Annotated in this window: 23 protein-coding genes and 2 tRNA genes; 11 read left to right on the top strand and 14 right to left on the bottom strand. The window is 55.6% G+C overall.

The window, feature by feature from the left end; genetic code table 11:
• Nucleotides 1-112: 112 nt before the first annotated feature.
• Nucleotides 113-1,480 (bottom strand): methylenetetrahydrofolate--tRNA-(uracil(54)-C(5))-methyltransferase (FADH(2)-oxidizing) TrmFO, encoded by a 1,368-nt coding sequence (trmFO, locus tag ACZ5DH_RS00740; RefSeq protein ID WP_464255267.1) that lies wholly within the window; start codon nt 1,478-1,480, stop codon nt 113-115.
• 212 nt (nt 1,481-1,692) lie between these two features.
• Here trmFO and ACZ5DH_RS00735 point away from each other — a divergent pair, with 212 nt between their 5' ends.
• Complete coding sequence (locus ACZ5DH_RS00735; protein ID WP_464255266.1) at nt 1,693-3,984, top strand: sensor domain-containing diguanylate cyclase; 2,292 nt, start codon at nt 1,693-1,695, stop codon at nt 3,982-3,984.
• An 859-nt stretch (nt 3,985-4,843) separates the two neighbouring features.
• On the opposite strand, the gene leuB is transcribed toward ACZ5DH_RS00735, so the two are convergent.
• From leuB to ACZ5DH_RS00705, 6 genes are all read right to left on the bottom strand, one after another.
• On the bottom strand, nt 4,844-5,917 hold the full coding sequence (leuB, locus tag ACZ5DH_RS00730) for a 3-isopropylmalate dehydrogenase (RefSeq protein ID WP_464255265.1): 1,074 nt from the start codon (nt 5,915-5,917) through the stop codon (nt 4,844-4,846).
• Between the two features lie 342 nt (nt 5,918-6,259).
• Nucleotides 6,260-6,751 (bottom strand): 3-isopropylmalate dehydratase small subunit, encoded by a 492-nt coding sequence (locus tag ACZ5DH_RS00725; RefSeq protein ID WP_464255264.1) that lies wholly within the window; start codon nt 6,749-6,751, stop codon nt 6,260-6,262.
• 139 nt (nt 6,752-6,890) lie between these two features.
• Complete coding sequence (locus ACZ5DH_RS00720) at nt 6,891-8,153, bottom strand: 3-isopropylmalate dehydratase large subunit (RefSeq protein ID WP_464255263.1); 1,263 nt, start codon at nt 8,151-8,153, stop codon at nt 6,891-6,893.
• Between the two features lie 328 nt (nt 8,154-8,481).
• On the bottom strand, nt 8,482-10,029 hold the full coding sequence (locus ACZ5DH_RS00715) for a 2-isopropylmalate synthase (protein WP_464255262.1): 1,548 nt from the start codon (nt 10,027-10,029) through the stop codon (nt 8,482-8,484).
• A gap of 113 nt (nt 10,030-10,142) precedes the next feature.
• Nucleotides 10,143-10,904 carry a CDP-diacylglycerol--serine O-phosphatidyltransferase gene (gene pssA / locus ACZ5DH_RS00710; protein WP_464255261.1) on the bottom strand — a complete coding sequence of 254 codons (762 nt, stop codon included), beginning with the start codon at nt 10,902-10,904 and terminating at the stop codon, nt 10,143-10,145.
• Nucleotides 10,905-10,953: 49 nt separating this feature from the next.
• Nucleotides 10,954-11,601 carry a phosphatidylserine decarboxylase family protein gene (locus ACZ5DH_RS00705; protein ID WP_464255260.1) on the bottom strand — a complete coding sequence of 216 codons (648 nt, stop codon included), beginning with the start codon at nt 11,599-11,601 and terminating at the stop codon, nt 10,954-10,956.
• A gap of 156 nt (nt 11,602-11,757) precedes the next feature.
• Between ACZ5DH_RS00705 and ACZ5DH_RS00700 the strand changes: the two genes are divergently transcribed.
• From ACZ5DH_RS00700 to infA, 5 genes are all read left to right on the top strand, one after another.
• Nucleotides 11,758-12,108, top strand: a complete 351-nt coding sequence (locus tag ACZ5DH_RS00700) for a chemotaxis protein (RefSeq protein ID WP_464255259.1) — start codon at nt 11,758-11,760, stop codon at nt 12,106-12,108.
• Nucleotides 12,109-12,118: 10 nt separating this feature from the next.
• The gene (locus ACZ5DH_RS00695; RefSeq protein WP_464255258.1) at nt 12,119-13,402 is read left to right on the top strand and encodes a metal-dependent hydrolase; all 1,284 of its coding nucleotides are present in this window, start codon (nt 12,119-12,121) and stop codon (nt 13,400-13,402) included.
• A 100-nt stretch (nt 13,403-13,502) separates the two neighbouring features.
• Nucleotides 13,503-13,991, top strand: coding sequence for a cyclic pyranopterin monophosphate synthase MoaC (gene moaC, locus ACZ5DH_RS00690; RefSeq protein WP_464255257.1), 489 nt, complete (start codon nt 13,503-13,505; stop codon nt 13,989-13,991).
• Nucleotides 13,991-14,872, top strand: coding sequence for a prolipoprotein diacylglyceryl transferase (lgt, locus tag ACZ5DH_RS00685; protein ID WP_464255256.1), 882 nt, complete (start codon nt 13,991-13,993; stop codon nt 14,870-14,872). The genes moaC and lgt overlap by 1 nt, the downstream gene beginning before the upstream one ends.
• A gap of 220 nt (nt 14,873-15,092) precedes the next feature.
• Nucleotides 15,093-15,311 carry a translation initiation factor IF-1 gene (gene infA, locus ACZ5DH_RS00680; RefSeq protein ID WP_006008898.1) on the top strand — a complete coding sequence of 73 codons (219 nt, stop codon included), beginning with the start codon at nt 15,093-15,095 and terminating at the stop codon, nt 15,309-15,311.
• Nucleotides 15,312-15,409: 98 nt separating this feature from the next.
• Here the strand turns inward: infA and ACZ5DH_RS00675 are convergent, their stop codons facing one another.
• Nucleotides 15,410-15,880: a phosphatidylglycerophosphatase A family protein gene (locus tag ACZ5DH_RS00675; protein WP_464255255.1), complete on the bottom strand. Its 471-nt coding sequence runs from the start codon at nt 15,878-15,880 to the stop codon at nt 15,410-15,412.
• Nucleotides 15,881-16,178: 298 nt separating this feature from the next.
• Here ACZ5DH_RS00675 and ACZ5DH_RS00670 point away from each other — a divergent pair, with 298 nt between their 5' ends.
• From ACZ5DH_RS00670 to ACZ5DH_RS00660, 3 genes are all read left to right on the top strand, one after another.
• Entirely contained in the window at nt 16,179-16,580 is a 402-nt protein-coding gene (locus ACZ5DH_RS00670; RefSeq protein ID WP_464255254.1) for a hypothetical protein, read from the top strand.
• Nucleotides 16,581-16,653: 73 nt separating this feature from the next.
• Nucleotides 16,654-16,739: transfer RNA gene (locus tag ACZ5DH_RS00665), tRNA-Leu, on the top strand.
• 224 nt (nt 16,740-16,963) lie between these two features.
• Nucleotides 16,964-18,051, top strand: a protein-coding gene (locus ACZ5DH_RS00660) for an IS3 family transposase (RefSeq protein WP_464255253.1) whose coding sequence is annotated in 2 segments (ribosomal slippage) — nt 16,964-17,216 and nt 17,216-18,051 — 1,089 coding nt in all. Because the reading frame shifts where the segments join, the coding sequence is not laid out codon by codon here.
• A 325-nt stretch (nt 18,052-18,376) separates the two neighbouring features.
• On the opposite strand, the gene ACZ5DH_RS00655 is transcribed toward ACZ5DH_RS00660, so the two are convergent.
• The 5 genes from ACZ5DH_RS00655 to ACZ5DH_RS00635 form a co-directional block, all read right to left on the bottom strand.
• Nucleotides 18,377-19,561 (bottom strand): ImmA/IrrE family metallo-endopeptidase, encoded by a 1,185-nt coding sequence (locus ACZ5DH_RS00655; RefSeq protein WP_464255252.1) that lies wholly within the window; start codon nt 19,559-19,561, stop codon nt 18,377-18,379.
• A 97-nt stretch (nt 19,562-19,658) separates the two neighbouring features.
• Complete coding sequence (locus ACZ5DH_RS00650; RefSeq protein ID WP_464255251.1) at nt 19,659-19,889, bottom strand: hypothetical protein; 231 nt, start codon at nt 19,887-19,889, stop codon at nt 19,659-19,661.
• 2,040 nt (nt 19,890-21,929) lie between these two features.
• Nucleotides 21,930-22,679: an ABC transporter ATP-binding protein gene (locus tag ACZ5DH_RS00645; RefSeq protein WP_464255250.1), complete on the bottom strand. Its 750-nt coding sequence runs from the start codon at nt 22,677-22,679 to the stop codon at nt 21,930-21,932.
• Entirely contained in the window at nt 22,676-23,452 is a 777-nt protein-coding gene (locus tag ACZ5DH_RS00640) for an ABC transporter permease (protein WP_464255249.1), read from the bottom strand. Before ACZ5DH_RS00640 ends, ACZ5DH_RS00645 begins: the two co-directional genes overlap by 4 nt.
• On the bottom strand, nt 23,445-24,356 hold the full coding sequence (locus ACZ5DH_RS00635) for an ABC transporter substrate-binding protein (RefSeq protein WP_464255248.1): 912 nt from the start codon (nt 24,354-24,356) through the stop codon (nt 23,445-23,447). Before ACZ5DH_RS00635 ends, ACZ5DH_RS00640 begins: the two co-directional genes overlap by 8 nt.
• A gap of 387 nt (nt 24,357-24,743) precedes the next feature.
• Here ACZ5DH_RS00635 and ACZ5DH_RS00630 point away from each other — a divergent pair, with 387 nt between their 5' ends.
• Entirely contained in the window at nt 24,744-25,061 is a 318-nt protein-coding gene (locus tag ACZ5DH_RS00630; protein WP_464255247.1) for a hypothetical protein, read from the top strand.
• Between the two features lie 128 nt (nt 25,062-25,189).
• On the opposite strand, the gene ACZ5DH_RS00625 is transcribed toward ACZ5DH_RS00630, so the two are convergent.
• Complete coding sequence (locus ACZ5DH_RS00625; protein WP_464255246.1) at nt 25,190-25,630, bottom strand: MOSC domain-containing protein; 441 nt, start codon at nt 25,628-25,630, stop codon at nt 25,190-25,192.
• Between the two features lie 309 nt (nt 25,631-25,939).
• On the opposite strand from ACZ5DH_RS00625, the gene ACZ5DH_RS00620 reads away from it, so the two are divergent.
• Nucleotides 25,940-26,016: transfer RNA gene (locus ACZ5DH_RS00620), tRNA-Val, on the top strand.
• The last annotated feature ends 142 nt before the right edge of the window (nt 26,017-26,158 follow it).

The raw sequence follows: 26,158 nt of genomic DNA, 5'->3' as shown, positions 1-26,158 counted from the left end.
AACGCCCGGCGGCATTGAAGGCAAAGAGCCCCATATGGGGGGAGGGACCTTTTTGCAAAAAGGTCCCTCCCTCACAAGCAGTTCAACGTGCAATTGCCCAGTCAGGCTTGAATCAGGCCAATCCCGCAGTCCTGGCCTCTTGAAGCCACGAACCGAAGGTTTGCTGAGCGCGGGCTGAGTATAGCGCCTTACGGTCTTTTTTGCGCGCCTTTTCGCCCAACTCGGGCATAAGGCCGAAATGGGCGTTGGACGGTTGAAAACGCTTGGCAGGCGTACGCAAATGGTTGATCAGGGCCCCAAGGGCGCTTTCAGCCGGAGGCGTGGACAGCCTGATCCCACGGGCGCGGGCGTCCAGCAGCATGGCCAGCCACAGGCCGCTGGCGGCGGACTCCACATAGCCTTCCACCCCGGTGATCTGCCCGGCAAGGAACACGCCCGGCAACACGTTGAGCGACAAATCCCCGGCCAGCACCTGAGGCGCGTTTACGTAGGTATTTCTGTGCATGCTGCCGAAGCGGGCGAATTCCACCTTTTCCAGCCCCGGCACCAGACGGAACACGCGGGCCTGTTCCCCCTGGGTCAGCTTGGTCTGACAGCCCACGAGGTTGCACGTGTCACTGTTGGCATTTTCGGCGCGAAGCTGCATAATGGCCCAAGGGCGGCGTCCTGTGCGGGGGTCCACAAAACCCACGGGCTTCAGGGGGCCGAACGTCAGAGTACGGGGACCACGCTCTGCCAGGGCCTCCACGGGCATGCAGCCTTCAAAATGCTTTTCCTGCTCAAATTCATGAGCAGCCACTTTTTGGGCTTCCAGAAGGGCCTGATAAAAAACTTCATATTCTTCACGGCTCATGGGACAGTTCAGATAATCGCCTTCACCCTCGCCCTCGCCATTTTCCTGACCGTAGCGAGAGGCGCGAAAAACCACATCCATATTTAACGAATGCGTCCAGACGATAGGGGCGATGGCGTCATAAAAATAGCAGTGCTTTTCGCCCAGAACCCCGGCCAGAGAGGCAGAGAGCCCGTCTGAAGCCATCGGGCCGGCAGCCACGACAATGGCGCGCGCCTCTCCCTTGAAAGGGTCCAGCACGGCATCATCCAGAGACCGCACCTGATGCCGCACAAGGCGGATATTGCCTTCCGACTCCACCAGCTGGCTCATTTGCCGGGCAAAAGCTTCACGGTCCACGGCAAGGGCCTTGCCCGCCGGCACGCGGCAGGCATCGGCCGCTTCCATAAAGCGACTGCCCAGAGCGCGCATCTCGGCCTTGAGCAGCCCCACGCCGGAGGTCAGTTCGTCTGACCGCAGAGAGTTGGAACAAACCAGCTCGGCCAGATTGTCATTCACGTGAGCAGGGGAACGGTGCAAGGGCTTTTGCTCGAACAAAACCACTTCGTGCCCGCTGCGGGCCAGCCGCAGGGCACATTCACAACCAGCAAGACCACCGCCCACCAGGGCTACGGACAATTTCTGCATATGATCTCCTCTGCCCGGCAGCTTCTAAGAAAAGCGTACTTATGGCAAGCGCCCGCAACCAGGGGCTGCGGCGAGCCATTACCCCTGCGTGTCAAAAGCGACGCATCACGTACAGCACGCAGAAAGATTATTTTTTCACAGAGGCCGGGCGCTCTTCCCTTTAACAGGCAAAAAAAGTACTATAAAACGATTAGTATCATATAGGAATATTCATGGCCAAACCGGGCAACACATTCACAACCGTTCTCTGCATAGCAATGTTTTTTACGGCATTGCTCATGATCGTGCGCGAATACACCAGAGAAACGACCGGGCACCTGACGCTGGACATAACCAGCCGTCTGGTCGAAGTGAGCCAACGTGTCGCTGACGAATTCGGACAGAATATTGATATTCAACTCAGCGAACTGCAAAGCATCGCCAATTTCATGGCGCAGGAAAACTGCACGCAGCCCAGCAAATGCGTGCAGTACTATGGGGCCCTTTTGCGCGCCGCCGGCCTCAAGCGATTTGCCCTGGTGGCGCTGGACGGCACGGGCTTCTGCTCCGAAAGCGGCTCCGCCTTTGACCTTGCGCGCACCAACAAAAAAGACCTGTTTCTCCGCGCGCTCAGTGGCACGGTGGGCTTTGGCGCCATTTCAGACGGCAATGGCGGCAAGCTGGCCATATCTGTTCCTTTGATCCGGGACGGCAAGGTTACAGCTATTCTTCTGGGTGAATTTGAAGACAGTATCATGAAAAAAAGTCTTGTCACAAGAGCCTTTGGCGACAAGACCTGCAACATGGTTTTTGATGAAAGGGGGCGGTTGCTGTTCTGGGCTGTTGCCCCTGGCTACGACATTGAAAAAACGTTTCCGCAACTGGTAGAAAAGGGCCTGCCGCCCTCACTGCAGGAGCATCTGCTGGCAGTTTTTGCAGACACAACCAACCGGCCCAACCGGTTCATCAAAGACGAGCAGCACGCCTACTACCTGACGCACATTTCCCTTGAAAAATACGGCCTGCAGGTGGTTTCACTGTTGCCGGAAGCGGTTGTGAGCCGGCTTGTGGACAGGCAAAACGACATTACCACTACCCTGGCCTGGCGCATGTCCGTCCTGGCTCTTCTGGTGCTGATTTTCATCATAACCATCCTGCAAAGGGATAACCGCACCATTCGCCGCCAGCAGGAAGATTACCGCTCCATCATCTCAAGCATTTCCGGAGGGGTCATCAAGTTCTCCGGCCTGCATGGCGATTTTCAGTTTATCAGTCCCAATTTTCTCAAAATGCTTGGCTACCGGCCGGAAGAATTCACGCAACGCTTCGGAAAGAATTTTGCACAGTCCATCTATGAAGCGGACCGCGAAAATGCGCTGCGCACCATGCAGCAACAGCTGGATTCCGGCATCCCCATCGATGTGGAGTACCGCACCACCGCAAAAAACGGCAACCTTGTCTGGCTCTACCATAAAGGTTCGCTTGTGCAGGCCGGGCCGGGTCAGACCTACATACAGAGCATTGTTTTCGACATTACGCATAACAAGGAAACCATCCAGGCCAAGCGCATTTCTGACGAGCGCTACCAGTTTATTCTGGAGCAGCACGACATCATCATTTTTGAACAGAATCTTATCAGTGGACATTTTTCCTGCTCAGCCCGGTGGATTCAGACCTTCGGAAAGGTTTTCAATATCCTTGGGCCAGAAACGGATCCGGGTTTTATCCCCGTTCATGAGGACGACAGGGAACTTCTCAAGGACTTTCAGAGAAACGTTCACAGCAATCTGCGTAAAAGCAAGGTTCTTGTGGAGCTGCGCCTGCGCGACGCCAGCGGCTTGTACCACTGGTACCGCGTCGAAGCTTCAAACCTCATCAGCGCCCAGGGCAAACCCATTTATATTATTGGGATCATCACCGACATCGACAAGCAAAAACAGCTTGAACTGCGACTACGCACGCAGGCCACACGCGACAGCGCCACCGGCATGCACAACAAGCGCGCCACGGAACAGGCCATTTCGCGCTTTTTGAGCCTGCACAACAATCTCGGGCCAGATGTTTACGCAATGTTCATGATAGATTTTGACAATTTCAAAAGCATTAACGACAAGTTCGGCCATGCGGTGGGCGACAAGGCCATCTACCAGATGGCCCAGATCATACGGCGCAACTTTCGCAGCACCGACATTGTCGGCCGCGTCGGCGGCGACGAGTTCCTTGTGTTCTGCACCGAGCCCATGCCGCAGAACAAGATACGGGATCGCGCCATAGAGCTTGTCAATCAGCTGCACCTGCAATGCGGCAACCATGACGATGAGGACATAGCCCTGACCGCCAGCGTGGGCATAGCCTGCGACCCCACTGACGGGCACACATTCACCGACCTGTACAAGCACGCCGACATGGCCACATATGAAGCCAAACGGCGCGGACGCAACCAGTGCGTCTTTTATGCGGAACTCACTGCCAGTGAACAGCAGAGCGCCCGCGAATCACGACAGGCCGAAGGAAAAGAGGGATAATACCGCCGCCTGCTTTTCTGAACGCAGGCGCCACCCATGAAGATGCCATTGGCCCGTAAACGCCCCCCGACTTAGAGCAGATTAACTTTGAAATGCTTCACATTTCAAAGTCTTCGTTCAGCCGAAAATGCGATTTGCGGCAGCCGTTAGCGGGGCTTTACCGCTTACGGATAAAGACGGCAATGAGTTAGGCAAAAATCTTACCTAAAGATTCGCTGTCGTTATCCGTAAGCCGCTGACGCTGCAACGGCTTACGCGCCCGCAGGGCTTGCCTGAACCGTTGACGGAACCGTCTTACGGGGCAGGACGGCATCGCTACGGATGGCGACAGCGATTGTAAGGGACAAGCCGTGTCGTTACGCATTCGGATCGCCCCCTTGCGGTTGCCAACGGCATCAGCAGACAGAAAGACCCGCATTGTGCGGGTCTTTCTGTCTGAAGCATCCTGCTGCGGAGCGCAGTATCCTGAAAATACTTTTTCAAGGGCTCGCAGCATCCACTGTGCTGCACCAAAATACAATAAGAATTTTAGAGCAATTTCATAATGAAATTGCTCTGGCGGATGCGGAAGCAGACGCCCGCCACGGAGGCGTAAGCGCAATTTATTTGCGCTGTTAAACGCCGAAGTGAGCGTGCCTCAAACTTTGAAAATGTATATTTTCAAAGTTAATCTGCTCTAGGGGGTGGGGGCGTGGGGGAGGAGACCCTTTTGCAAAAGGGTCCCTCCCCCACAAAGCATCCCAAAATGAAATCGTGCTCCCCGCCCAAATGAATCACCCCAATAAACCGCCCAATGAACCGCACCGCGCAGTCACAAAGCGCTCCTGGCTCCGCAAACCGCCACAGGCCGGGCGAACGGTTACAGCCGTTCCACCACCTTGTCGCCCATGCTCTCGCAGCCCAGCAGTTCCTTGCCCGGCTCCATAATATCGGCAGTGCGGAAACCGTCGGCCAGCGCCTTGCGCACGGCCTTTTCAATGTGGTCGGCTTCTTCGGGCATATCAAGGCCCAGACGCAGCATCATGGCGGCGGAAAGGATGGTGGCCAGCGGATTGGCCACGTCCTGTCCCGCGATGTCGGGCGCGGAGCCGTGGATGGGTTCAAACAGGCCCGGCCCTTCGGCTCCGGTGGAGGCCGAGGGCAGCATGCCCAGAGAACCGGTAATGACCGACGCTTCGTCCGAAAGGATGTCGCCAAAAATATTGCCGGTGAGGATCACGTCAAACTGCGAGGGGTCGCGCACCAGCTGCATGGCGGCATTGTCCACATACATGTGGCTCAACTCCACATCAGCGTATTCGCGGTGCATTTCGATGACCACTTCCTTCCACAAACGGGAGCACTCCAGCACATTGCTCTTTTCCACCGAGCACACCTTGTTACGGCGTTTGCGGGCCGTTTCAAAAGCCACCCAGGCGATGCGGCGGATTTCTTCTTCATTGTAGACCATGGTGTTATAGCCGGTGCGCAGGCCGTCACGGTTCTCGATGCCGCGCGGTTCGCCAAAGTAGACGTCGCCCGTGAGCTCGCGCACCACCATGAGGTCAAGCCCCCTGGCGGCTATGTCGGGCCGCAGCAGGCAGGCCCCGGCCAGTTCCGGCAGCAGCATGGCCGGCCGCAGGTTGGCGAACAGCCCCAGTTCCTTGCGAATGCGCAGGAGGCCTTTTTCAGGCCGCAGTTCCGGCGTCAGATTGTCCCACTTGGGGCCACCCACCGCGCCAAGATACACGGCGTCAGCACCACGGCACTTCTGCACCGTGGCTTCGGGCAGGGGATCGCCCGCACCGTCAATGGCCGCGCCGCCAATGAGGGCGGTTTCAAAGACAAACTCATGGCCGAATTTTTCAGCAGTAGCTTCCAGGACCTTGACGCCCTGAGCGATAATCTCCGGGCCGATGCCGTCACCCGGCAACAGGCAGATGGTCTTTTTCATGCTATCCTCGTGGCAATTTTGCAGGCCGAATCACTCCAGCCCTTTCTGCGGCGGCTTTTTTCGGGGCGGGAGCCCTGCCTGAACCTTCTTCTGTCAGGGCTCCCGGCTGCTGTCATCTTACAGCGCATCGGCCTTCTGCCAGCCGCCAGAGCTGTACAAGGCACGGACAAATGCGGAGCTGATCTGGACAGTGTCGTCACGAGATGAATTTCCTGTCATGTCAAGGAGAACGGGCCTTTTATGCAGGGAGTGTACTCTGAGTGTACTCTGATGGTACTCGACCGGAATAAAAGGCGAAGTTCGACGCAGAAATAACTGGAAAGGCGCTCGTCACGGCACTGTCTAGGCAATCCTTTCCTTCACGTAGTTCACAAGCCCGCCCTTGTCCAGAATCCTGGACATGGAGGCAGGCAGCGGCGGACACGTGATTTCCGCGCCATTGGTGAGATCGCGGATAACCCCTGTTGCAGCGTCGATTTCCAGCTCATCGCCATCGTTGATCTTGTCCACCTCATCGCCCACTTCCATGAGCAGCAGGCCCATATTGAAGGAGTTGCGGTAGAAGATACGGGCAAAGCTGTGCCCGATGACCACCGGCATGCCCGCGCCGAGAATGGCGATGGGCGCGTGCTCGCGCGAGGAACCGCAGCCGAAGTTGCGTCCGGCCACCATGATGTCGCCGGGGCTTACGCGCTTGGCCCAGTCAGGCTCAAGGCCGGACATGCAGTTTTCGCCAAGTTTTCTGGAATCCGAGGTCACAAGAAAGCGCGCGGGGATGATGGCATCCGTATCAATATGCTCGCCCACTTTGTGGGCCTTGCCTTTGTAGTTCATATTTCTGATCCTTCCTGTCCAAAGCGTGACGTAGAAGAGTTTTTCTGTTTCTCGCGGGTCTGCCTTGGCGGCAGTCAGGCCCGGCGTCGGCTTCAGCCTGACGGAGCCGCCCCGCAAGGCGTGCGGCCAGAGCCCCTGCCTACAACTGATCAGGCCCGGCCACAAAGCCGGTCACGGCCGTGGCTGCGGCCACCAGGGGACTTGCCAGATAGACTTCGGAATTCAGGCTGCCCATGCGTCCCTTGAAGTTGCGGTTGGTAGTGGCCACCGCGCGTTCGCCCTCGCCAAGGATGCCCATGTGACCGCCCAGGCAGGGGCCGCAGGTGCAGGGACCCACAATGCAGCCAGCTTCCATAAACGTTTCGATGAGGCCTTCCTTGAGGCACTGTTTCCACACCGTTGGCGTGGAGGGCAGCACTATGCAGCGCACGCTCTTGTCCACCTTGCGGCCACGCAAAATTTCTGCGGCGTCACGCATGTCACTGATGCGGCCATTGGTGCAGGAACCGATGATTACCTGCTGCACGGCAGTATTGCGCACTTCAGAGACGGGCTTCACGTTGGAGGGCAGGTGCGGGCAGGCCACCACCGGCTCCTTGCCCGTGACGTCCAGATCCACCACGCGATCATAGTGCGCACCGTGGTCAGCGGCCATGTTGTCCATCACGCCCGGACGCTTGTGCTCGGCGCAGTAGGCGCGGGTTTTGGCGTCCACGGCAAAAAGCCCCACCTTGCCGCCCGCCTCGATGGCCATGTTGGCCATGCTCAGGCGTCCTTCAACGGAAAGATCGTCCACCACGGGGCCGCCGAATTCCAGGGCCTTGTACAGCGCGCCGTCAACGCCGATGGCGCCGATGAGCATGAGCATAAGGTCCTTGCCGCGCAGCCACTTGGGCATCTGGCCCCTGATGTTCACGCGGATGGTGGGCGGAACCTTGAGCCATGTTTCGCCAAGAGCCATGGCCGCCGCAATGTCGGTGGAACCCATGCCGGTGGCAAAGGCGCCAATGCCGCCGTAGGTGCAGGTATGGCTGTCAGCCCCGATGACCAGATCGCCGGGGCCCACGAGCCCCTGCTCGGGCAAAAGGGTGTGTTCCACGCCGCAGTCGCCGCCCTCATAGTAGTGAACAATGCCCTGTTCCTCGGCAAACTTGCGGCTGATCAGCACCTGATTGGCGGAATCTATATCCTTTTGCGGGGTAAAGTGGTCCATGACAAGAGCAATCTTGCTGCGGTCAAAAACCTTTTTCGCCCCCATGCCGCGAAAAGACTTGATGGCGAGCGGGCCGGTAATGTCATTGGCAAGCACCATGGATACGCGGCATTGAACAATCTGCCCGTCCTGCTCCACAGCCTCGTCCGTATGAGCTTGCAAAATTTTCTGCGCAAGCGTTTGAGCCATGTTGAACTCCTTTCTATCCTGAAGCGGTTCCACCGATGCATGTTTATGAAGGCGGCATGAAAAAGGCGGTAGTATCTGCCCTTTCCGCCCTCCGGTAGTGCGGGTTGCGTCCTCTGCCGGCGGCGGCCTTCACGATCGCGTCATTGCGACAACGGTCAAGCAAAGAGCCGGCCAAGCCGGAAAAAGCCAGGGCATCGCCACTGCCAGAGCATTTAACACTTGAAATGCTCGCGTACGGCAGGCACAAGCCTGCCTACTCGCATTTCGTGGCAAGGATTTTCCTGAAAATCCTTGCAGAACAGTTAACTCATTTCATTCGTAAACAGCTCTAGCCATGCTGGCAATGCAGCCTCGGCCCTTCCTCTTCCTTTTTGAAAAGATGGTTCAACGCATTGACATAGGCTCTGGCGCTGGCCACAAAAATGTCAGGATGCGTGCCGCGTCCCACAGCGCTGAAGTCGCCTTCGCGCAGGCGCACGGTCACTTCGCCCAGGGCGTCCGTACCACCGGTTACGGCGTTGATGGCGTACTGCTCAAGCTGCGGTTCGCGGCCCACCATATCGGCAATGACGTTGAAAAGCGCATCCACCGGCCCCACGCCAAAGCCCGCGCTGCTGCTCTCGATGCCGTCAACATCCATGATAACGGCAGCCGTGGGCGGCACGCCGCCCGCGTCGGAACTCTGCACGCTCACATGGCGCAAACGGAAGCGGTCGGGCATGCGGAACACTTCTTCCTGCACAAGGGCCATGAGGTCGTCGTCATGCAGGGTTTTCTTGCGATCGGCCAACTGCTTCACGGCTTCAAACACGAGATTGAGCTGCTCGTCGTCGAGCGTATAGCCCATATTCTCAAACTTGTTGCGCACGGCATTGCGGCCCGAATGCTTGCCGATGACAAGATTGCTCTCGGTACGGCCCACGGACTGCGGCGTCATGATTTCATAGGTTTCGCGGTTCTTGAGCATGCCGTCCTGATGGATGCCCGATTCGTGCGCAAAAGCGTTGGCCCCGACGATGGCCTTGTTGTTGGGGATGGGCTGGCCGATGGTCATCGAAAGCAGGCGGCACGAAGGATAAAGCTGCTCGGTGACGATATTGTGGTCCAGGCCGAGGTAATCATGGCGCACGCGCAGGTTCATGACCACCTCTTCAAGGGAGGCGTTGCCGGCGCGCTCGCCTATGCCGTTGAGGGTCACCTCGGCCTGGCGCACGCCAACCTTGAAGGCGGCCAGGGTGTTGGCCACGGCAAGGCCCAGGTCATTGTGGCAGTGCACGCTGAAGACGGCCTTGTCGCTGTTGGGCGTATTGCGGATCACATGGTCAATAAGGGCCGCGTATTCGGCCGGCTGCGCGTAGCCTACGGTGTCGGGCAAGTTGACCGTGGTGGCTCCGGCATTGATGACGGCCTCCACGACGCGGCAGAGAAATTCCGGCTCGGAGCGCGAAAAATCCTCGCAGGAAAATTCCACATTGCTGGTGTGTTGCGCGCAACGCTTGACGCCGTCCACGGCCATTTTCAGCACCTCGGCGGGCTCTTTGCGCAGCTTGTGCTGCATATGCAAGGGGGAAGTGGACAGAAAGATGTGGATGCGCGGATTTTTGGCAACCTTGATGGCGTCCCAGCAGCGGTCGATATCGCCAGCCACGCAACGGGCAAGCCCGGCCACCTGGATGTCGCCGGCCTGGGCCGCGATGCGCTGCACGGATTCAAAATCGCCGGGGCTGGAGGCAGGAAAGCCAGCTTCCATAATGTCCACGCCAAGCACCTCAAGCTGGTGGGCCAGACGCAGTTTTTCCTGCAAGTTCATGGTTGCGCCGGGCGACTGTTCCCCGTCACGCAAGGTGGTATCGAAAAAATAGACGCGGTTGTTCATGACAATCTCCTCTGGATATGGCAAGTGATATATTCTTGCATAACGGCCACCGTTCAGGGCGGCGGTCAGGGGAGCGTCATTCCGCCCAATGGGCGGCGAACCGTTACGCAACCTTAATCGCTCTGAGGCGATAGGGCGCGTAGTAGCTGACGGTCGCGGCGGGGAAGGATGACAAAGGTGTAAATGAGGCCACCGGCGATATACACGGCACAGAGCACGAAGCCCATGACGCGCGGAAAGGACACGACGGAGGACAAAATAAGCAAGAACACCAGCATGGTGCGTATGGGGTGCGCGCGAAGGAAGTCATACTCCTTGAAGGAGAAATAACGCACCCGGCTCACCATCAACACGCCCACGCCCACGGCCAGCAAGAGGGCCAGGTAGGGTTTGACAGGCTGAAACGCTTCAGGAAACAGGCTGGCAAAAAACACAAAAGTCACAATGGTGCAGCCGCCCGCCGGAATGGGAAGACCAATAAAGAAGCGCTTGCCGGTCGCGGCGGTGCTGACATTGAAGCGCGCCAACCGCAAGGCCCCGCAGGCGGCGTAGATAAAGGCCGCCGCAATGCCCATGCGGTTGAAGTCGTGCAGTTCCCACTGCCAGAGCAGCATGGCCGGGGCAAGCCCAAAGGCCACAAGATCGGCGAGGGAGTCGTACTGGACGCCAAACTCGCTGGCCGTGTTGGTGAGACGGGCCACCTTTCCGTCCAGACCGTCCATAACCGCAGAAAGCAGGATGGCCATGCAGGCGGATTCAAAACGCCCCTGCCCTGCCCATACCATAGACAAAAAGCCAAGAAACATGCTCAACGTCGTGATCATGTTCGGCAGGAGGTATACTCCCTTGCGTGGCTTTTTACTTTCTGTGGTCATTCTTCACCATTACAAGCACTGAATCTTTCCTGCAGCGGAGCGTAAAAACCTATTCCTGACCCGCGCGGGCAACAACGCACTGCCCGGCAAAGACCTGCTGCCCCAACTGCGCAGCAGCAACATATCCTTCAGGCAGGTAAAGGTCAACTCGTGAACCAAAACGTATCATGCCATAGCGCTGCCCGCGTTCAAGAACATCGCCGATATCCGTGCGGCAAACGATGCGGCGGGCCACAAGCCCCGCAATCTGGACCATGGTCCAGTGCTTTCCGCTGTCGTCGCGCAGGCAGTAGGCACAACGTTCGTTGTCCGTGGCGGCCTTGTCAAAGGCGGCGTTGACGAACGCGCCGGGGAAATAGCGTATGTCTTCCACCGTGCAGGCCACCGGGGCGCGGTTCACATGCACGCTGAACACATTCATAAAGATGCTGATGCACAGGCGCTTTTCACCGCTGAAAGGATCGGGTTTTTCCTCGATACGAATAATCTTGCCGTCAGCGGGGCTTATGGCCAGGCCAGGCCCCTGCGGGGTCACGCGCTCGGGATCGCGGAAAAAATGCATGCTGAACCAGCACAGGGCCAGAAAAACCAGGGCCAGAGGCCACCAGCCCAAGGCGGCGAACACAAGAGCCGAAAAGCCCGTAAGCCCGATGCAGGGCCATCCTTCAGGGGTAATGCCGCAATGGGCGGTACGCATGGCTGCTCCAGTTCGTAGTGCGCGGCTGGCCGCGCTGTTGCGCAATCAAAGCGGTAGCATAGTCCCACATCCGCCGCATGGCAAGCACAAGCATGCAGCCCGGCCAGGAAAAAACCTCCCCTTGCCGTATGCCCGGCACGGGATTATACTGGAGCTATGAACAACGCGTCCGCCCCCCGTGTGAAGCCTTGCTTATTGCTGTGCAGTCTTGCCTTTGCAGGCCTGCTGGCGGCGTGCGGCCCCAAGGACATCGGCGCGGGCACATCAGTTGAGAATGACGCGCCCCCCATGGGCGCACGCGCCGAAGACCAGATGCGCTACCCCATCACGGGCGCCAACAGGACGCAACAGTTGCTTTACCTGCAAAACAGGCCCGATATCATGGCCAACACACAACAGTGGCGGTTACGGCAGTTTAACGCGATTCACGGCCTGGACAAGGACACCAGCCCTGAAGATCCGGCCTACAGAGCCGTGCCCAAACAACGCAGTCCCTTCAAGCAGTAGCAGCCCACCTATGGATCCCATAACACATGCCGCCAGCGGCGCTGTAGCCATGCTGTCCATGCCGGGTCGACCCGCCACACGGTGGGCCGTGCCTCTGGCCGCCATTGCCGCAGCTGCCCCCGATATTGACGTGGCCCTTTGCCATACCCCCCTTGAATTTCTGCTCTTGCACCGGGGCATCACGCACTCCCTGGCAGCGGCCCCGCTGCTGGGCCTGTTGCTGACGCTGCTGGCTCGCCCCCTGTGGAAATCCGTCACGCCAGGGCACTGGAGCTTCCCCAAGGTCTGGCTGTTCATGATCGGCATGGTGCTGCTGCACATCTGGCTGGACGTCATCACCACCTACGGCACCATGATATATCTGCCCTTTTCCCACGAAAGGGTGCGGCTTAACGCCGTCTATATCATTGACCTTTTGCTGACCCTGCCCCTGCTCTGGGCTGTGTTGCGCTGGCGGGCCAAACGTGGCCTCATGCGCCTGGCCCTGGCCTGGATTTTTGCGTATCCGGCGCTGTGCATAGGCCTCAATGCCTGGCACACGGCCCAGACCCAAGACCGTCTGGCCGCCGAAGCCCGGACTACCCAGCAGACGGTGCGACAGGTTGTGCTGCTGCCCGACGCCTTTGGCCCCCTCTTCTGGCGCGCCTTGTACGAAACGGACGGGCCCGACGGCAAAATAGTTCACAGTCAGGGGCTCAACGCCCTGGGCCAGCCCCGCACCGCCCCGACGCCCCACAGGGCCGCGCCGCCGGAGCTTCTGGCGGAACTGGCCCGGCAGTCCGTCGCGGCTGACGCCTTTTTCGACTTTACCCTGCTGCCGGTCATAAGCCCGCTGGCAGATGACTTTAAACCCGCGGAAGCTCTTGCGACGACGGCAGGAGACGCCCTGTCCGCCTCGTCTGGCCAAGCCACCCCGCCCGCCCAAACGGGCGCAGGGGGTGCACCGGTGACAGCGGGTTCCGCAAACACGGCAGGCAGTGACAGCCCGGCCGCCAAACCGCGCCCCACCTACGCGCTGTTTAACGATCTGCGCTTTGGCAGCGATCTCGCCTTCGTGCGCGCCATCATTGCCTATCGTCCCAATGCCGACGTTCCTTTTAAATATATGGTGGAGCTGGAACTTGCCGCCCCTGGCGAATCCGCGGCCCTTGTGAATGAGGGTCAGAATCCCGGCGGTGTGCGGCTTGTGCGCGAGCGCCTGCGCTTTTCTGACAGCGGCAAGGACTCGTACTGGCAAAAGCCAAGGTTGCCTTCTCCGCCCCCGTTCCGCGACTGGCTCATGGGGCTGCGCTAACATTTTATCCGGCGGGCGGCCTGATGCCGCGCCATAACGCCCCGGCGCGCGCTGCCGGACGGCCCATGCCGGAGTAACGCCAGAATTGCCGAGGATTGCTATGGATACTAACTTTTCGCATCTGGACGGACAGGGCAACGTGACCATGGTGGATGTGGGGCACAAGGCCGCCACCGAGCGCGTCGCCATTGCCGAGGCTGTTGTGGAGCTGAGCCCGGCCACCCTCGAACTGCTGCTCAAGGTGGCCTTGCCCAAGGGCGATGTGCTGACCTGCGCCAAAATCGGCGGCATCATGGCCTCCAAACGGGTCGGGGAGCTTATCCCCCTGTGTCATCCGCTCAACCTCAGCTATGCCGACATACGCTTCGAGGTGAGCCAGATGCCGCCGCGCATCCGCATTGAGGCTGAAACCCGCACCGTGGGCAACACCGGTGTGGAAATGGAGGCCATTGTGGCCGCGCAAACCGCAGCCGCCGTCATTTATGACATGTGCAAGGCCGTGCAGCGCGATATCGTCATCAGCCGGGTGCGCCTGCTACACAAGCGCGGCGGCAAAAGCGGCGAATTCAACGCACTGGACATGGACTAATGACCCTGCCTCATATCGACCCCGTTGCCCTCAGTTTCGGCAATCTTCAGTTGCGCTGGTACGGCCTCATGTATCTCGCGGGCTTCGGCCTGGGCTGGTGGCTTGGGCGCTGGCGCGCTTCCCGTCCCAATTCGGGCTGGCGCGCAACAGATGTGGACGACCTGCTGACCTGCGTCATGATCGGCATCATTCTGGGCGGCCGCCTGGGCTACGTGCTGTTCTACGACCTGCCCGTCTACCTGTCGGACCCTATGGAGATCCTGCGCATCTGGAACGGGGGCATGTCCTTTCACGGCGGTCTGCTCGGCGTTCTTGGCGCTTTCTGGTACTTTGCGCATTCCCGCCACCGCTCGTTTCTGGACATCTCGGACCTGGTGGCCCCGCTGGTGCCTCCGGGCCTGTTCTTTGGCCGCCTGGGCAACTATATCAACGGCGAACTATGGGGCAAGGTTACGGACAGCCCGTGGGGCGTCGTTTTTCCCGGTGGCGGCCCTTACCCCAGGCATCCCAGCCAGTTGTACGAAGCCCTTCTGGAAGGCCTGGTGCTCTTCACCGTGGTCTGGATTTACTCGCTGAAACCCCGCAAGCGCGGGGCAGTTTCGGGCCTGTTCGCCGTTGGCTACGGTGTGTTCCGCTTTACTGTCGAATTTGTGCGCGTGCCTGACGCCCAGCTGGGCTATCTGGCTTTTGGCTGGCTGACCATGGGGCAGTTGCTCTGCCTCCCGCTCATAGCCGTAGGCTTGTGGCTGCTTTGCCGCCAGGCCCCCATATCGCAAGCCGGCATGCATGTGGTGCTGGACCGTCCGTCCGAACAAGGTTCCGGGCGAGGCTCCGGCAACGGCAAGCCGCCCAAAGGCGGAAAAAACAGGCCCAAAAAGTAGCCCCCAGTTTTTTCGCAACATAATGAAAATATTGATAATACTTGCACAGAACTGAAGAAATTACAGATGCCCATGTGGCCGATGCATATACGCGGCTGCATGGGCATCAACGGGTAAAGACGCGCACGGCGGGTTTGTGAGCAACCGCGCAGGTTGACACTTGCCCGCTTTTTTGTGAAGCTGACCGCCGTTTATCCCAAACATTTTTTACGGAGATCACATGGCTAAAGAAGGTTCCATTGAAGTTGACGGCGTGGTGCAGGAAGCCCTGCCCAACGCCATGTTCCGCGTGGAGCTGGAAAACGGCCACGAAGTACTGGCCCATATTTCCGGCAAAATGCGCAAATTCTACATCCGCATTCTTCCCGGCGACCGTGTAAAGGTCGAGCTTTCGCCCTACGACCTCACACGCGGACGCATCACCTACCGCATGAAGTAGCAGCGGGCGCGGCGGCTTTTCTACCGCCACCTGACGTGGCTGAACCGCCCGTGGCCGCGCCCCCTCTTCTCTTTCGCAGCCAGTCGGCTGCCTCCGCTTTACGAAAGTCCCATCCAGGCCAGCACGCCCAGACACAACAAGGCCCACAATCCGGCGACAACGTCGTCTATCATGACGCCGTAGCCTGCGGGCAGCCAGTCCTCCGAAGCCTTGACCGGCCAGGGTTTGGCGATGTCAAAGATGCGAAAGAGCACAAAGGCCGCCAGCACCATGAAAAAGCTGGGATTGGGAAAGGGCAGCAGCACCAGCCATACGCCAACCAGTTCGTCAATGACCACCTCGCCGGGGTCTTTGCGCCCAAGCAGCGTTTCGGCTCTGGTTGCCGCCACGGCCCCAAGAAAGAACAGCACGACCAGCACGGCCAGCCGCAACCAAAAATTCAGCGGTAAAAAAATGTACGGGGCCAACAGACAGGCCATGGCCGTGCCCCAGGTTCCGGGGGCCTTGGGGTCCAGCCCGGCCACACCGAGGCGGCAGAAATACAGGGTTATTTGATCCATCAGGCGCATATATCCTCCAGACTGGCATACGGCAGGCTATAATCCCGCCGGCAAAACCCCGCAGACAGGTATGGGCGAGCACGGGCAGGCATGGGAATCCCCCGGCAAATCGGTACGGGCGAGCGCGGGCAACAGGTGTTTACCGCATGCCGCAAAGGCCATGCCGAGGCAGTCTATCCATTTTTTTTGCGCAAGACCAGAACAGAACCCAGCGGAATACCGTGCGATGAGGCCGGCATTTTCCTTGCCGAACGCGGCATTACCCCCGCGCATTGCCTAAGGAAGCGCTTTGCCGTATAGGCAAGAAATGGACAAAAACCGCAGCGAACTTTTTGGCCACTTCAGCTATGACGATGACCTCACCTATGAGGTCCTGCTGGAAGTGGAAGAAGTTCTTACTGCCGAAATGACGAGCTTACTGCTGCGGGCGGGCGCCAGCCACCTGGACTTCACGCCGCGGGGTGACGCGCTCATGTTTCAGTGTGTTTTTGAGGCGCACAAGCTTTATGTATACCGCAAAATCGCCTTCGAAACAGCGACCCTTCTGCCGGAAGGGGTGCGGGGACGCTTGTTGTGCCTGGACAAGGACTTCAATTCCCTGCATATATACTGGCTGCGAACGGGACAGTGGCAGGAAGAGGAACGCTCCGTTCCCTTTGATCCGCCACAGGGGCTTAAAACCTGGAAAACAGGCGGAGCCGCCATCTGACGGAAGCCCCGGCCAGCGCCCAGCCCCGCGAAAACAAATAGCTGCCCAGGCAGCCGCTTGCAAAATCACATCTGCCCGGATGGTGGAATGGTAGACACAAGGGACTTAAAATCCCTGGCCCTAACGGGTGTGCGGGTTCAAGTCCCGCTCCGGGTACCAAGTTACAATCTCAAAAAGCCCCACAAAGTCTGAAATGTCTTGTGGGGCTTAACTATTTCAGAACTTTCAAGTCTTGGATAGTCTCAAAAGCTCCGTTAACATCTCATGCCATTGAGGGCAACTTAGGGGCAGATTAGGATTAACAGTTGCCCCGGTAATCCCCCCAGAAAAAAGTAGCATCTCAAAGTAGAATTTCCGAGAATAAGCAACCTGGAGATTTTACGATGAAAAAATCACGATTCACGGGCAGTCAAATTTTGGCGATTTTAAAGCAGGCCGAAAATGGGGTGCCCGTTCCAGAACTTTGTCGTGAGCACGGCATGAGTAGCGCGTCCTTTTACAAATGGCGGGCCAAGTTCGGCGGAATGGATGCATCCATGATGGCTCGAATGAAAGAGCTGGAAAAGGAAAATGCCCGTCTGAAGCGGATGTATGCCGATGTCCAGCTCCGCCACGATGTCTTGCAGGAAGCCCTTGAAAAAAATTGGTGAGGCCATCTCAACGCGTTGAGATGGCCAAAAAAGCCGTTTCCGGGCGTAAGCTCAATATTCGCAAGGCTTGCCTGACATTTCAGGTCAGTGAATGCTGCTATCGCTATGAACATAAGCTTTCTGACGAGAACATCCTGATTGCTGAGCTTCTTCTTGGACCGGCGCAAGCCCAGCGCAACTGGGGATTTGGTCTCTGTTTTCTCTATTTGCGCAACGTAAAAGGGTGTGCCTGGAACCATAAGCGCGTGTATCGAATTTACCGAGAGCTGGAGCTGAACTTGCGCATCAAGCCTCGAAAACGTCTCAAGCGTGATAAACCTGAGGAATTGAGCGTGCCTGAATCTGCTAATCAGATATGGTCAATGGATTTTATGCATGACCAGCTCCGGGACGGGCGAACGATCAGGCTTTTGAACGTTATTGACGACTTTAACCGTGAAGGGCTTGGGATTGAGATAGACTTCTCGCTTCCAGCCGAACGCGTGGTGCGAACACTGGAGCAAATCATCGAGTGGCGTGGCTGCCCGCAAGAAATTCGCTGCGATAACGGCCCGGAATACATAAGCGCCCGGCTCTTATCGTGGGCAGAGAAGCGGAACATTGCAATACGGCATATCCAACCGGGAAAACCGCAGCAGAATGCCTACATCGAGCGCTACAACCGGACAGTTCGTTACGATTGGCTGAATCAGTATATCTTTGAATCTCTGGAAGAAATACAAGGATTTGCCACGGCCTGGCTGTGGACATATAACAATGAGCGACCAAACATGGGTATTGGCGGCATCACCCCAGCCATGAAACTTAAACTGGTAGCATAGACTCTACTTTGAAGAGCTACTAAAAAAGGGATGATTACCATAGCATCGGGCCTGAGGGAAGCCTTCCTCGACCACGGGCTGCACTCTGGCGAGACTACCGCCGAACACTCCCTTTATGCCGGGCTGAACATGATTGCCTTCGCTGCTAAGAATCTGGGCAACTATGTGGAGCAATGCCAGAATGAGCTTGAGCGAGTCAAAAATAACCCACAATAGCCATCAGACGGTTTGAAACGAAAATCCCGACTCAGTTAACATGGGCCGGGATTTTTTGCGTCAAACCGCCACAAAAACCATAGAAACGCCGCAATTAGATGCATAGCACCTACCTAGCAGTGTGAGAGGTGTTTAGACAAACACTATTTTCATTCAATCTGCAGACATCACATTGATACGGACTTACGAGTTCTGTCTCAATCTCGGGTTGAGTATTGTACTCAGCGAAAATCCCGGCATCATCTAGTGTACTTCCAATTGTAATAATAAAAAATTTTCCATGCTTAATTATTACTTTAGATATGCAAAAATAAGAATAATCAGAGGCTGTCCCATCATCCTTGGCTACTTTAGAAATCTGTGTGATCTTGAGTCCAAGGTACTCTGCTGGGTTGTTCTTTATTTTTTTAAGAAGTTTCAGCGTTGATGTCCTGTCGCAAGGAGCGAATTGGGATGACCAATATATTCCGCTTCTTGCTCTCGAAAATCTTCTAATAACCCTTCCTGATGTATCAATTTTGATAAAGTGAAGATTCTTGTTTGTCAGAAGTAGACTTAATCTATGCACTATCGTCTCGTATTCTGCGCCAAATTTTTCACAGACATCTTCGAGTGTGCTTTGGTTGCCTTGACTGAAAATGTGGTGAAGAGTTTTCTTATCAATCAATAAAGCCCCGGCAAAATGGTTGGCTTCAAATTCATTTCTCAAAAAAGTCCTATATTTCTTAAAGGAACCAAGGGCATCGTTGAGTGCAATTAACTCATGTCCGAGCACAAGGTGGCCTATTTCGTGCGCCAAACTAAAGCTTTTTTTAATTTCTGACAAATTCTTTTGGATATATATAGATCTTTGCGCGCTGTCAGAGCCGTCTCTAAGGCAGAAAGCATCGATGCCGAGAGTTAAGTCTGTCGTAAATTCATGGACCTGAATATTTAGTCTGTCTGCAACCAAAAGGAGCGTCTCATAGGCAACATGAAATTTTTCTCTCACACCACATATTGATCGAATCGCGGAAACGGAAGATTCTATTTGTTGGATAGAAAGGGGGCTACTCTCTAAAAAGGCAACATGCTCTTCTAGGCATATTTGCCTGACAATGTTAGCTCTTGCCTCTGAGATTTCCTTAGATGTTGGAGTTACAGTTGAATACCGCCATTTTAAAACTATAAATACAAAAAAAAACAAAAAACACACGACCCACTCATGAGACGTGCCAAACAATGTAAGAAATGCACCAGCAATAAAATTGTGAATTAAATTATTCCAGTCAAATTGAAAGTACACATTTTTCATAAAGGCGCACCGAATTTTGTTAAATAAAATTAAGCATGCCCACAAATTTGTGGGCATGCTAAAAATAGTTAGACAATGTCCGTATGCAGAATATCTATTAATTAAAGATATAGTTCATGAGCTTGCCAGCAATACCAAAACGCTTTTCGCGAACTATTCGGTTAATAGCATTAACCTCTTTTTTACTTAAAGGATCACTATTGCCAACCGTCGAAACTGGATAACCAAAACATGGGAGTTTAGGCTCATTTTTGGGCTTCATGCTGATATAGATACCAAAATACTTGAGGCAGAAGTCACGAGCCATGTTTTTATTGAGAGTATTCATGTGGTTCGCCTTTAATGCGCAGAGTTAAGAAACCAATAGAATGCTCAGGTTGAAATTATCTAACCTTTCCTAAGCATTTTTGGCTCACAAGGCCATCAGACATCTACTGTTTCTAAAGCTATGTGCGACAAATATCGCGAAGAGGCTAGACGTTAATCACTCAGCGCAGACAAAGTCAATGTAAATCTGCAAAAGCGCACGCATGCTTTTTCTTAGCAGGAATTTATCCCCTAAAGATGGTGGCTCGCAAGAAACGTCAAGCTTCTTTGGTCACGGTTAGCATTTAATTGCGGCTACAGCAAATTAAATTGTGTTAATTTTGCGTGTCGGAAGACAACTCCGATTCCTTGAGCATCGAATCATTTCATTAGAATGGCAGATTTGAAAGTGCAGAAAAGACTGGCAATAAATGGAACAAGCGTCCCGATCTGTAAGCCTTGGCCCCTTCATGTCAGGTTCACGACTTTCACGAAGTAAAACATTTTTATGTGGCACACAGGCGGCACAAATTAAAAGCTAAACAAAGAAAAAAGCACTCATTCTTTAGCCTAACAGACTAATTTTATTATAATTATGTGGGCAGGGCTTGAACTTACGACCTTCGGGTTATGAGTATATGAGTCAGATGGCGTTAATGCCCGTAGCTGGAAAAACTTCTGTCCAGCCCCAAGACGTAAAAAATTCTTTGTCAGAAACCCCGATCATCGCTTTCATGCCAGAGAACGGAAGTCGATAATTTGTTTTTTAGAAAATCTGTCCGGCATCCACGGTAACCGTTCATTTATCTTCTCAAAGCCGTTGCCATGTGTCGGCATGAGAAATTTAATTTCATATCTATGGTTAGAATAACACGCTTGTCAACCCCTCCGCATCCTTCCAATCGGAGCATCCCTTGGCCGAACTGTGCGCCAAAATGGCCCTAGAAGGGTTATTCTTAACATTCAAAATTGCATAATTTTGCATCATCATTAACGATACCGCATGGTCGACTTGGGCCTGTCCAAGCCATAGTCCCACTATAAGCAGACTCGGCAAAAATGGCAATTATGGTCCAACCGTGGCATGCATTGAATGCGGAGCTACTTACAGGATACAACAAAAAGACCGAAATTGATCAGGGGTTTTCTATCAACCCCATTTCTGTGATGTCTCCGTCAGTGCCACACCGAATAAAAAAGGGGGCAACTTTGGGGGCAACTGAAGCCTTATTATTTTGAATAATGTTTAATTTAAGCATGTTATAATATACAATCAAGTCCCGCTCCCGCACTGATTTGCACGCAAGCTGGCACACGCGAGCGCATAAAAAAGCGGGGATTTAGCCCCGCTTTTGTGTTATTATCAGCACGCCTCATCCGGCTTGGGATAAGGCTCTATGGGCAGCCTCAAGCGGCGTTGCCAGTCAGTCTTTAGAGCATTTTATCTTTGAAAAAGTGTAAATTCTCTAACGCTGCACGAGAGTGCAGCGCGCCACAACGTGGCGTGGATTCAGCCGAGCTTCAGCCGTTGCAACTCAGGAAGCTACGGATAAAGACAGCCTGAGTAACTACACAGTTCACTCCATATAATCGCTGTCGCCATCCGTAGCGATGCTGTCCTGCCCCGTAAGACGGTTCCGTCAACGGTTCAGGCAAGCCCTGCGGGCAACGGCTGCCGCAAAGACAGCAATTGGTTAATTGAACGGGCAGCCTACTGATGGCTGTCGCTATCCGTAAGCGGCAAAGACCCGCTAACGGCTACCGCAAATCGCATTTTTCGGCTGAATGAAAATTTTGAAATATGAAGCATTTCAAAGTTAATCTGCTCTAGAAACCGCACGTAACGGAACTGCCGCAGCTTATGCAGGGTCGCACGGTGAAGGTTATTGCGCAGATATGCCCCACGTTGGAGGCGGTTCAACTACGATTTCCGAGTCAGAAAAGCGTATCACCGAACCCCAATATCGCGGCCAGTGTAAGGCTTGGCGCTGCGTATCCCTCCACGCTGCCCTCAAGTGCCCACTGTAACACTTCACGCAACTGACAAGCCTTATTGCCATATTCACAACACGGGATCGGCCTGGGCTTCCAGCTTTGCACGGATTTGCACCTTCAATTGCGCAAAGGACGGATCATCGGGATCTCGCGGGCGGGGCGCTTCAACCGTCCACGTGTCCACAATACCGCGTCCAGTTCCCATAAGATGTATGGTGTCCGCCAGCAGGCAGGCTTCTGAAACATCATGCGTGACCAGCAGTACCGTAACGCCGGTCCGGATTTGCAGCTCCGCCAGCAGGCGCTGCATTCGCGAGCGTGAAATGGCGTCCAGGGCAGCAAACGGTTCGTCAAGAAGCAAGAGCTTTGGCCGAAGCACCAGCGTGCGCGCCAATGCGACGCGCTGCCGCATCCCTCCTGAAAGTTCCGAAGGCAGGGCTTTGGCCCATGGCTCCAGCCCTACCTGCATCAGGATGTCCCGCACACGCTCCTGTCGCAATTCAGGAGCCATCCCGGCAGTTTTCAGGCCCAACTCCACGTTTTCCCTGACGTTCAGCCACGGCAAAAGCGCATCGTCCTGAAATACCATAACCCTGTCTGGGCCGGGTTCACCACAGGGGACGCCCTCAAGCAGCATGGCCCCGGCGTCCATTGGCACAAACCCTGCCACCACATGTAAAAATGTGCTTTTTCCGCAACCGCTGGCCCCGATGAGCGCAGTTATGGAGCCTTGCTCAAGCCTTATGTCAATGCCGGGCAAAACAGTATGCGCGCCATAACTTTTCCGCAGGCCTCTGCAACGAAAATAATCCTTCATCGCACAACACCCGGCAGCCTGTATAAAAACCGGACAAGCAGGGCGTCACAAATCCCCCCCAGCACGGCGATGAGCACAATGCCGCTCAAAAGCACGTCCACACGGCCATTCATGCGTGCATCCATAATGAGCGCTCCCAGGCCGTCCGGCACACCGGTAAGTTCTCCCAGCACCAGATAGGCGAAACTCATGCCGAGCGCCACGCGCAAACCGGCGCATACCTGCGGCATGGCCCACGGCAGGATCACCGTGGTAAAAAGCTTCACGCGTGAAAGGCCGAGCATCCGGCCCGTATTGACCAGATTTTGCGGCACAGACGCGGCCGCGGCTGCCGCACTGAAATATATCGGGAAAAATCCCGCCAGGGCTATAAGGCTGACGGTGGTCATAAAGCCCACTCCCAGCCAGATGAGCGCCAATGGCAGCCAGCTTATGCCGGGCACGGACTTGATGCCGTTGATGGAAAAAGACAGCAGACGCGATACTGTTGCACTTCTGCCCGACCACAACCCTAAAACCAAACCGGGCATGGCAGCCAGTGTGAATCCACAGGCAACCCGCCACAAACTTGCGGCGGCATCGCTCCAAAAGCGCCCGCCATAGGGGACGGATGTGTTTCCCGCCACATATGCGAGCGTGGTGCGCGTCACTTCCGCAGGCGAAGGCAGCAGCCATTCCGGCATCAATCGAAATGCCGTGGCTCCCCACCATATCGCCAGCAACAGAAGCGGAAGGCACCAGGGCAGGATTCGTGCCCCCTTGTCATCACTCATGGTTGGCGGAATCAGCCCGCAGGGCATCCACAAAACTGCGGTCAACAAGTTTGGCGTAGTCCGGTTCCTGGGCAATGATGCCGAGGCTTTTCATGCGCGCGCCCAAGGCGGCCAACTGGCGCATGAAGGCATCGTCCATGTCCCAAACCAGTTCGATATTGCCGGCAGAAGCTTCAAGCAAGGCTCTATCGACGCCGAACAGGCTGGCCGCCGTATCCAGCCACAGTTCTTTGTCCGCAGTCAAAGCTTGTGTGGCGGCCCTGTGTGCGGCTACCATCCGCAAGGCCTTATCCGGGTGCGCCTTTATGAAATCTTCGCGCACGAGCATGCCGCTGTTGATGGTTCCTATGCTGTCGCCATAGTAGGGATAGGCCAGAATGCGCCCGTACCCCTGCATGACGGCCTGAGTGGGAAATGGTTCGCCAGATAAAAAGGCATCCACATTACCCCTGGCAAGGGCAGTGCCCATATCAAAAAAATCAATACGCATGAGCGTGACGTCGCGATCAGGGTCAATGCCTTCACGGTGCAACACCTCGCGCAGTAAAATTTCGTGCATCGTGCCGGGAACGTAGGCGATGCGCTTGCCTCTGAGGTCGCTGGCTTTTTTTACAGGCCCATCCTTGGCCACTACAAGCGCCGAGCACTTGTTGCCCAGCGTTGCCACAAGCTTTACTGGTTCGCCCCGTGAAGCGGCCTGAATGGCCAGCGCCAGCGTGGTGCCTGTCATGTCCAGGCTGCCCGCAAGCAGTGCGGATTTTTGATCGGCAGGATTGGTGAAAGGGCGCACTTTTACCGTGAGGCCAGGATTCGTCGGCGCCGCATATTTTTCATACAAAAAAGGCTGTATGGTCTGCGCGGTCTTCCATGTGCCCACATGCCAGACTTCGGTCGCCACGGACATGCCTGTCGTCAACAGAATCAAAAGGCCGCTGGCAGCGATATGAGCCAGAACAAAAAAGATGCCGCGAAGGCTCGCGTCTGTCGCAATTTTTTTCCTTGCCGCCACGTTGCCCCCTTCTATTAAAAAAAGCGTCCAAAAGCGTGCGCGCTTGAAGCGCACACGCGGATGTCAATCCAACCGAAAGCTTCCAGACAGCGACCAGCCTCAAGAATGTGCGCAAGACACTTTCACTAGTTGACTTGGTCTACTATGGCAATAAGAAACGCCACTTCAAGGGGCATGTCAACTTCCCCTGTGCAAATAGCGCCCAGCAATGACCAGTGAATAGAAAAAAGTGATGACGCTGGTCCCGGTGCTGCCAGCACACCACCCAGCCCCCAACAGGTCATGCCGGAATTAGAAAATCACTCATGGTGCTTGGCAAAACAAGCAGATGGAGATTGCGTCCGGGTTTTAGGCAAAAAAGCAGCCCTCTTTCATATGGCAGCGTGCTTTTACACGCCGCCGCAAGAAAAAGGGCTGTTCTGCACAGCAACTCAAAAAACGTGGCTACTAGAGCAGATTAACTTTGAAATGTTTCACATTTCAAAGTTTTCATTCAGCCGAAAAATACGATTTTCGGCTGAATCCACGCCACGTTGTGGCGCGCTGCACTCTCGTGCAGCGTTAGAGCATTTACACTTTTTCAAAGTTAAAATGCTCTAATAAGCTCTACACTGCTCCGCCGCGCGCCAGCTTAGACCCCGGCGGCACAGCGCCCCATCACCCTCCCGGCCCCGGCTGCAACCGGCGGAGCAGTACCCATATCCTATCGCCTTACCGCCCGCGTCTTTTTACGCCCCGGCGGGCAGCACAAGCATCTCATCACCGGGGCGTACAATCCCGCCGTGCAAAACCCTGGCGAACACGCCCTGCCGGGGCATGATGCAGTCCCCCATGGTGTGAAATATCTGGCAGTGGCTGTGACATTCCTTGCCTATCTGCGACACTTCCATAAGAACCTCGTTACAGGACAGGCGCGTGCCCACGGGCAGGGCCGCGAAGTCGATGCCGTCCACAATAAGGTTCTCGCCAAAACAGCCGTGCGAAACAATGGCTCCCCTGGCCTTGAAATCCTCAATGGCCTGCCAGGACAGCAGACTGACCTGACGATGCCACTTGCCGGCATGCGCGTCGCCCTCAATGCCGTGCTCCACCACAAGGGTGGCTGATGGCACTGTCTTTTTGGCAGTGCCTTTTTTTGCACTGGTGCAGATGGCCTTGATAATACCCATACTATTTTCCTATGTTTTCAGACTGTTTGCCTGTCACGAACCTTGGTAAGCCGCATACTGCCGCATGCGTGGCAGCGCCGGCTTTTCGCCCGGAACACCATTCTTTGACAGGATAGTTACCTCTAACCTGTCACATCCGCAACGGTCATGCCCCACGCGAGGAATTTTCAACGAATATGGCCTTACGTGAGGCACCTCGTCAGCGTAACTCAGGCCAAACACTGCGGATTGACCGAATAAAATGCGAAAAAGCGCAAAAAAATGTTGACGGGCGGGTAAGGAGTCGCTATATAACCCCTTGCCTCATGTAGGAGCGTAGCTCAGGTGGCTAGAGCACTTCCTTGACACGGAAGGGGTCAGCAGTTCAAGTCTGCTCGTTCCTACCAAAAGAAACTTTGGGGTTGATTCCCCTTAACGGCGGAAGGCCTTGGCCCCGCCCATAGCACAGGTTATCGAAAGATGGCCGAATGACCGGTATCGGCGCAGTGGGGAGGTTTACCTCCCCATTTTGTTTTGGCTTTTCGTCTG

The sequence above is a fragment of the Desulfovibrio simplex genome (assembly GCF_055387835.1).
Note: the sequence above shows the minus strand (reverse complement) of the source record. Positions and strands in the feature narration are given on the sequence as shown.

Coding starts and splice junctions, on each gene's coding strand:
- ACZ5DH_RS00735 (WP_464255266.1), top strand. CDS start 1,693: ATGGCCAAACCGGGCAACACATTCACAACCGTTCTCTGCATAGCAATG.
- ACZ5DH_RS00625 (WP_464255246.1), bottom strand. CDS start 25,630: ATGGGTATTATCAAGGCCATCTGCACCAGTGCAAAAAAAGGCACTGCC.
- ACZ5DH_RS00645 (WP_464255250.1), bottom strand. CDS start 22,679: ATGAAGGATTATTTTCGTTGCAGAGGCCTGCGGAAAAGTTATGGCGCG.
- ACZ5DH_RS00700 (WP_464255259.1), top strand. CDS start 11,758: ATGAACAACGCGTCCGCCCCCCGTGTGAAGCCTTGCTTATTGCTGTGC.
- ACZ5DH_RS00655 (WP_464255252.1), bottom strand. CDS start 19,561: ATGAAAAATGTGTACTTTCAATTTGACTGGAATAATTTAATTCACAAT.
- infA (WP_006008898.1), top strand. CDS start 15,093: ATGGCTAAAGAAGGTTCCATTGAAGTTGACGGCGTGGTGCAGGAAGCC.
- pssA (WP_464255261.1), bottom strand. CDS start 10,904: ATGACCACAGAAAGTAAAAAGCCACGCAAGGGAGTATACCTCCTGCCG.
- ACZ5DH_RS00675 (WP_464255255.1), bottom strand. CDS start 15,880: ATGCGCCTGATGGATCAAATAACCCTGTATTTCTGCCGCCTCGGTGTG.
- lgt (WP_464255256.1), top strand. CDS start 13,991: ATGACCCTGCCTCATATCGACCCCGTTGCCCTCAGTTTCGGCAATCTT.
- leuB (WP_464255265.1), bottom strand. CDS start 5,917: ATGAAAAAGACCATCTGCCTGTTGCCGGGTGACGGCATCGGCCCGGAG.
- trmFO (WP_464255267.1), bottom strand. CDS start 1,480: ATGCAGAAATTGTCCGTAGCCCTGGTGGGCGGTGGTCTTGCTGGTTGT.
- ACZ5DH_RS00695 (WP_464255258.1), top strand. CDS start 12,119: ATGGATCCCATAACACATGCCGCCAGCGGCGCTGTAGCCATGCTGTCC.
- ACZ5DH_RS00640 (WP_464255249.1), bottom strand. CDS start 23,452: ATGAGTGATGACAAGGGGGCACGAATCCTGCCCTGGTGCCTTCCGCTT.
- ACZ5DH_RS00720 (WP_464255263.1), bottom strand. CDS start 8,153: ATGGCTCAAACGCTTGCGCAGAAAATTTTGCAAGCTCATACGGACGAG.
- ACZ5DH_RS00715 (WP_464255262.1), bottom strand. CDS start 10,029: ATGAACAACCGCGTCTATTTTTTCGATACCACCTTGCGTGACGGGGAA.
- ACZ5DH_RS00635 (WP_464255248.1), bottom strand. CDS start 24,356: ATGTCCGTGGCGACCGAAGTCTGGCATGTGGGCACATGGAAGACCGCG.
- ACZ5DH_RS00705 (WP_464255260.1), bottom strand. CDS start 11,601: ATGCGTACCGCCCATTGCGGCATTACCCCTGAAGGATGGCCCTGCATC.
- moaC (WP_464255257.1), top strand. CDS start 13,503: ATGGATACTAACTTTTCGCATCTGGACGGACAGGGCAACGTGACCATG.
- ACZ5DH_RS00650 (WP_464255251.1), bottom strand. CDS start 19,889: ATGAATACTCTCAATAAAAACATGGCTCGTGACTTCTGCCTCAAGTAT.
- ACZ5DH_RS00630 (WP_464255247.1), top strand. CDS start 24,744: ATGCCGGAATTAGAAAATCACTCATGGTGCTTGGCAAAACAAGCAGAT.
- ACZ5DH_RS00670 (WP_464255254.1), top strand. CDS start 16,179: ATGGACAAAAACCGCAGCGAACTTTTTGGCCACTTCAGCTATGACGAT.
- ACZ5DH_RS00725 (WP_464255264.1), bottom strand. CDS start 6,751: ATGAACTACAAAGGCAAGGCCCACAAAGTGGGCGAGCATATTGATACG.